6 protein-coding genes are annotated in these 5084 nt (G+C 39.2%); 3 read left to right on the forward strand and 3 right to left on the reverse strand.

Translation table 11 applies throughout. The annotated features are described in order from the left end of the window. Window positions 1-486 precede the first annotated feature (486 nt). Together B4C08_RS02610 and B4C08_RS02615 are read right to left on the reverse strand one after the other, a co-directional pair. On the reverse strand, window positions 487-756 hold the full coding sequence (locus tag B4C08_RS02610; protein WP_296662525.1) for a type II toxin-antitoxin system YafQ family toxin: 270 nt from the start codon (window positions 754-756) through the stop codon (window positions 487-489). Beyond that, a complete protein-coding gene (locus B4C08_RS02615; RefSeq protein WP_296662527.1) occupies window positions 746-967 on the reverse strand; it encodes a hypothetical protein in 222 nt (73 codons plus the stop codon). Before B4C08_RS02615 ends, B4C08_RS02610 begins: the two co-directional genes overlap by 11 nt. A gap of 406 nt (window positions 968-1373) precedes the next feature. Here B4C08_RS02615 and B4C08_RS02620 point away from each other — a divergent pair, with 406 nt between their 5' ends. The 3 genes from B4C08_RS02620 to B4C08_RS02630 all read left to right on the forward strand — a co-directional run bounded on the left by B4C08_RS02620 (window position 1374) and on the right by B4C08_RS02630 (window position 3388). Next, complete coding sequence (locus B4C08_RS02620; protein WP_296091446.1) at window positions 1374-1730, forward strand: helix-turn-helix domain-containing protein; 357 nt, start codon at window positions 1374-1376, stop codon at window positions 1728-1730. Then, complete coding sequence (locus B4C08_RS02625; protein WP_296662528.1) at window positions 1717-2397, forward strand: ImmA/IrrE family metallo-endopeptidase; 681 nt, start codon at window positions 1717-1719, stop codon at window positions 2395-2397. Before B4C08_RS02620 ends, B4C08_RS02625 begins: the two co-directional genes overlap by 14 nt. Before the next feature lie 214 nt (window positions 2398-2611). After that, complete coding sequence (locus B4C08_RS02630; protein WP_296662530.1) at window positions 2612-3388, forward strand: DUF4469 domain-containing protein; 777 nt, start codon at window positions 2612-2614, stop codon at window positions 3386-3388. A 65-nt stretch (window positions 3389-3453) separates the two neighbouring features. On the opposite strand, the gene B4C08_RS02635 is transcribed toward B4C08_RS02630, so the two are convergent. After that, window positions 3454-5084: ATP-dependent Clp protease ATP-binding subunit (locus tag B4C08_RS02635; protein WP_296662532.1), on the reverse strand; the 1631-nt coding region annotated here is incomplete at its 5' end.

Raw genomic sequence — 5084 nt, forward strand, 5'->3', positions numbered from 1 at the left:
TGATAAAGACGAAATGCTGGAGATTAACACAGAGCTTAAAACCCTGAGCAAAAAAAGACTGCGCTCTTGAAGCTAAAATAGCAGATAATCTGAAGGAGTTGTTCGGGGAAATGAAAAACGAAATAGCAATACACAATAGCGAATAGATAAAAAACAATTGGAATATGATGTTATAAAATAACTTCTATTTCGCAAAATTAAAAAATTATTGATTTTGCGAAATAGGAATCAGTATTATAAATATTGCAGACTTCCTTTTGAATAAGAACTAGCAATTTATATCAAACTACATTATAGAAGACAACATTGAAGTTTCGGTTTTAGAACACGGAAGAGTCTGTCCTGTTTTTCTGCTTGATATTTTTGCATCTGTATGCAAAAATATCAAATGAGATGTTCCTGTAATAAAAAAACTTGAGCTACTTATTTATATTTTATCTGAAAAATAATCGATTACAACTAGCTTTTTATCATTTACGCAATTTATCAAAACAACTCGCTGTGAGAATTTATTCTGAAAGCCGTAAGAATTAACGCATCTTTATTTTTGCTGTAAATCAGCACAAGGTCAGGCTTTACATGGCAGTCCCTAAAACCGGCATACTCGCCTTTCAACGGATGATCTTTATATTTTTGCTCCAAGATTTCGTCATTTGCAAGTCGGTTGATTACATTTTTTGCAAGTTCTCTGTCTGCTGGCGATAATTTTGCGTAGTCTTTGTCAAAACGTTTTGTCGTGGCGATTCTATAGACCATGAGCGGCCTCATATTCATCCATGGAAGAAAAAGCTTTCAATGTGCCTTTCTCATATTCCGCAAGGACTTCAGCCTGCTCAGCCTTTAATTCATCAGCAAGAGAATTTTGCTTTTTTATGGAAACCTTAGCCGCAGGATGCAGTTTGCACACACTCTTAATGGCAGAAAGAAGCGCATTATCAGCATTCTGAATAGTCATACTAACAACCATAAAAAAATCCTCCTAAAACTATCTAAAATAAATTTAACATAGTCATTTTCAAAAAGCAATTGTATTTTTAATTTTCTTACTATAATTAAGCACGAATAAGCTCCATTTTAGTCCGTGGCGCGGACATTCACATATCCGCATAGCGGACACATACATATCCGTGGCACGGACGTAGCCATATCCGCAACACGGACTTGTACATGTCCGCGGCACGGATTTAAAAACAATCCAAAAGTACAATCATTTTGCACAAAAACATTTAAAATGCTTGACAAAGTGGTTTTCTAGAGTTATATTTATCATATCAAAAGTTCTTTTTAATTGTACAAATACAAAAGAATTTTTACAAAGGAATACAGAGTTTTTTTATTAAAAGGCACATATAAAGTGCAAGGGTGAAAAGTTAATGGGTAACACTTTTTTCAAAGAAAAAGTAAGAAAGTTAAGGGAGGGAAAAAATCTTACAATGGAGCAGCTTGCAAATGCTGTCGGAGTAACAAAAAGCCGTGTTAATATGTGGGAAAACAACGGCACTGTTCCACGGCAGGATGCACTGTTGAAGCTCGCAAAGTTTTTTGAAGTTTCAACTGACGAGCTTTTAGGAAACTTCAATTTTAAGGAAACAAACATGAAATTAAATTCTATTCAGCGAAACCTGAAAAAACTAAATGATTCTGACCTTGACAAAGCTGATGCCGCAATGAAACTGCTGTTTGGCAAAATCTGGGAAGAAGATGAAAAGGAGGAACATGGCGACTTATAAACCTGACTTTAAGAAATCTTATATTGCTGCCCACGAAAAGCTTGTAAAATTGCCACTTGGAACAACATTTCCGCTGAAAACTGCGAAAATCATTGAAGATTTTTCAGACTTGGAACTTCATTCGTTTAACTGGGCAGAAAAACATGGCTTTCTACGGATATATTTTAAAAGCGAATCAGCAGAACTTTATGAGCAAAATGGATGCTACACAATTTTTTATAATGAAACAAAGCCGTCCACACATTCAAAGTTCTCAATACTTCACGAGCTTTTCCATTATGAAAGCAATCATGATTTAAACGCAGGCGAAAAAAATACAGAGCTTTATAATAAGCAAGAAGTTGAGGCAAATTTCTTTGCCGCAGAAATGCTTATGCCAGAGCCAGTAATAAAAGAGCTTGAAAAACGCGGCAAAAAGATGGATGCAAAAGAAATTCAAAAAGTCTTTGGGACATCTGCAAAGGCGGCAGAAATCCGATTCAAGACGCTAAAAAGCTATCCAAATTTTTTACGTTCAAATGAAGAAAAAGAATTTGACGAATATCTTGTAAAATTTACTTTCAAAAAATTTATCGATTCCATCTGTCCAAAGATGCGAAAATTAGACCTGCAAAACGAATATGAAGTGCAGGCAGAGCGAGACAGATGGATAGCAGAAGGATATTAACATTAATAATTAATATAGAAAAAATGATAAATTTGGAGGCAATTTAAGACTAGCGCGGAAACTTCGGAACTTTCCGCAAAAAAATAGCCGCTTTTCACTGGTACTGAAAAACGGCGACTAGAACATACTCACGGTATGGCTAATAGTGTTACTAATATTACCGTGAAAAGACTGTCCGAGTCAAGAAAATTTTATAATAAGAGGTAATGCCCCTATGGCAGAACTTATTACAGAGCACACTGGCTCTACAAAAACAGTAAATGTAACGGTAAGAAAAAGACACATAATCGACGGCGAAAAACAATTCGCCACAGTAAACCGCAACACTGCAACCCTTGAAAACATAATTGCAGCAGTTCACAAGAACAATCCATTGATTTCTGAAAATATCATAAGAACTGTAGCAACAGAATTCAAGATAGCAATGCTTGAAAAACTGCAAAATGGAGAAGGCTTGAATCTGTTCGATCTTGGAACTTTATATCTTACTTCCAAAGGCAGCATTGAATCAGAAAATCCAACGGCAGAAGATGTTCCTGCATTCGGTGTCGGGTTTACTCCCTCAAAAACCGCAAAGTTCTCTGTTTCCGATATTGAAATTGATTCTCTTGAAAAAGCTGAAACCTCTCCTTCTATAGCAACCTTCACAGATCTTTCAACTAACAAAACTGGGTTTGAAATAACAGAAGGAGGCGGAATGAGAATTTCTGGAGAAAGGTTAAAAATTGCAGGAAGCAATGACGAGACAGGCATATTCTTTGCGCCTGTTCTTGAATCTGGCAAAATCGATGAAAACGAAGAAAACTGGAATAAAGTTTCAAAACTTTTCAGAAATTTTCCAAAAGATTTGTCATTTTTCTTGCCGGATATTGCAAAAGCAGAATCAAAATGGTTTATTGTAGTGCGAACTGCAAGCAGCTGGGGTTCAAGGACAAGCAGCACATTAAAAACCTCTATAAGCAAGAATCCAATTTCGGTGGTTTCGGCTTAAATGAAAGTGATAAAAAAAGCAGTGTTGGAATTTCCAACACTGCTTTTTCATAACATCGCTACAAATTACTTAAACACAAGCTCACGTCCGTTGCTCGAAACATTTATCGTGCAGCCTTCGGCGAACTTTCCTTCAAGCAGTTCCTTTGAAAGCGGATTTTCTACCCAAGTCTGAACCGCACGCTTTACAGGGCGGGCACCAAACGCAGGGTCATAGCCTTTTTCTGCAATGAAGTCCACAGCAGAATCGTCAAACTTAATTGCAATTCTTCTGTCTTCAAGGCGTTTTGCAACACGCTCAAGCTGAATCTTAACGATTCCGCCAATACAGCTCTTGTCAAGACGGCCGAACATTACAATTTCGTCGATTCGGTTCAAGAATTCCGGGCGGAAATGCGTTTTAAGCAAACCGTCAATCTGAGTTCTTGCTTCTTTCATCTTCTCGTCTGTGTCAGCATCAAGAATCAGTTCGCTTCCCAAGTTGCTCGTCATAATGATAATTGTGTTCTTAAAGTCCACAACTCTGCCCTGTCCGTCTGTAAGTCTTCCGTCATCAAGAACCTGAAGAAGAACATTGAAAACATCAGGATGCGCTTTTTCAACTTCATCGAACAAAACTACGCTGTAAGGACGGCGGCGCACTGCTTCTGTAAGCTGACCGCCTTCATCGTAGCCAACGTATCCCGGAGGCGCGCCAATCAAACGGCTCACGCTGAATTTTTCCATATACTCAGACATATCGATTCGGGTAAGCGACTTTTCATCGTTGAACAAGAAGTCTGCAAGAGTTTTTGCAAGCTCTGTTTTACCAACACCAGTCGGTCCTATGAACAGGAAGCTGCCAAGCGGACGGTTCGGGTCGCTCAAGCCGGAACGGTTACGGCGAATTGCATCGCTTACAACCTGCACGGCTTCGTTCTGCCCAATAACACGCTTGTGAAGAACTTCCTCAAGCTGCAAATATTTTTGCTTTTCGCTAGAAAGCATTTTTGCAACAGGAATTCCTGTCCAGTTGCTTACAACACGCGCAATGTCTTCTTCTGTAACTTCCTGCCGCAAAAGGGACTCGCGCTCTGGGTTCGCCTCAACTTCCTTGTCGTGGGCAACAGCCTCTGCAAGCTGCTTTTCCAATGAAGGAATTGTGCTGTACTTTAATTCAGCGGCTTTTGCAAGGTTGCCTTCACGTGTATATTTCTCTTCGTTAAAGCGAGCCTCTTCAAGCTCTTCTTTTATCTTGCGACTCTTGTCGATGCTGTTTTTTTCGTTCTGCCACTGAAGTTTCATGGCATCGCGTTTTGAAGTCAGCTCTGAAAGTTCTTTTTCAAGTTTTTCAAGACGCTCTTTTGAAGCGTTGTCGTCTTCCTTGCTCAAAGACTGCTTTTCAATCTGAAGCTGCAAAAGTTTTCGCTCAATCTGGTCAAGCTCGGTAGGCTGGCTTTCAATTTCCATCTTTAAACGGCTTGCGGCTTCATCAACCAAGTCAATCGCCTTGTCTGGCAAAAAGCGGTTTGTGATGTAGCGGTTTGAAAGAACTGCCGCGCTTACCAAAGCCTCATCGTTGATTCTAACTCCGTGATGAATTTCGTACTTGTCGCGGAGTCCGCGCAAAATAGCGATTGTGTCCTCAACAGTCGGCTCAGCGCAATAAACTTGTTGAAAACGTCGCTCAAGGGCCGCGTCTTTTTCAATGTACTTGC

Origin of the sequence: Treponema sp. UBA753 (assembly GCF_002297325.1) — a bacterium.
GTDB lineage: Bacteria > Spirochaetota > Spirochaetia > Treponematales > Treponemataceae > Treponema_D.

What these genes read in the sequence shown, in the direction of transcription:
- B4C08_RS02620 (WP_296091446.1), top strand. Translation starts at nt 1,374, where the DNA reads ATGGGTAACACTTTTTTCAAAGAAAAAGTAAGAAAGTTAAGGGAGGGA.
- B4C08_RS02610 (WP_296662525.1), bottom strand. Translation starts at nt 756, where the DNA reads ATGGTCTATAGAATCGCCACGACAAAACGTTTTGACAAAGACTACGCA.
- B4C08_RS02625 (WP_296662528.1), top strand. Translation starts at nt 1,717, where the DNA reads ATGGCGACTTATAAACCTGACTTTAAGAAATCTTATATTGCTGCCCAC.
- B4C08_RS02615 (WP_296662527.1), bottom strand. Translation starts at nt 967, where the DNA reads ATGGTTGTTAGTATGACTATTCAGAATGCTGATAATGCGCTTCTTTCT.
- B4C08_RS02630 (WP_296662530.1), top strand. Translation starts at nt 2,612, where the DNA reads ATGGCAGAACTTATTACAGAGCACACTGGCTCTACAAAAACAGTAAAT.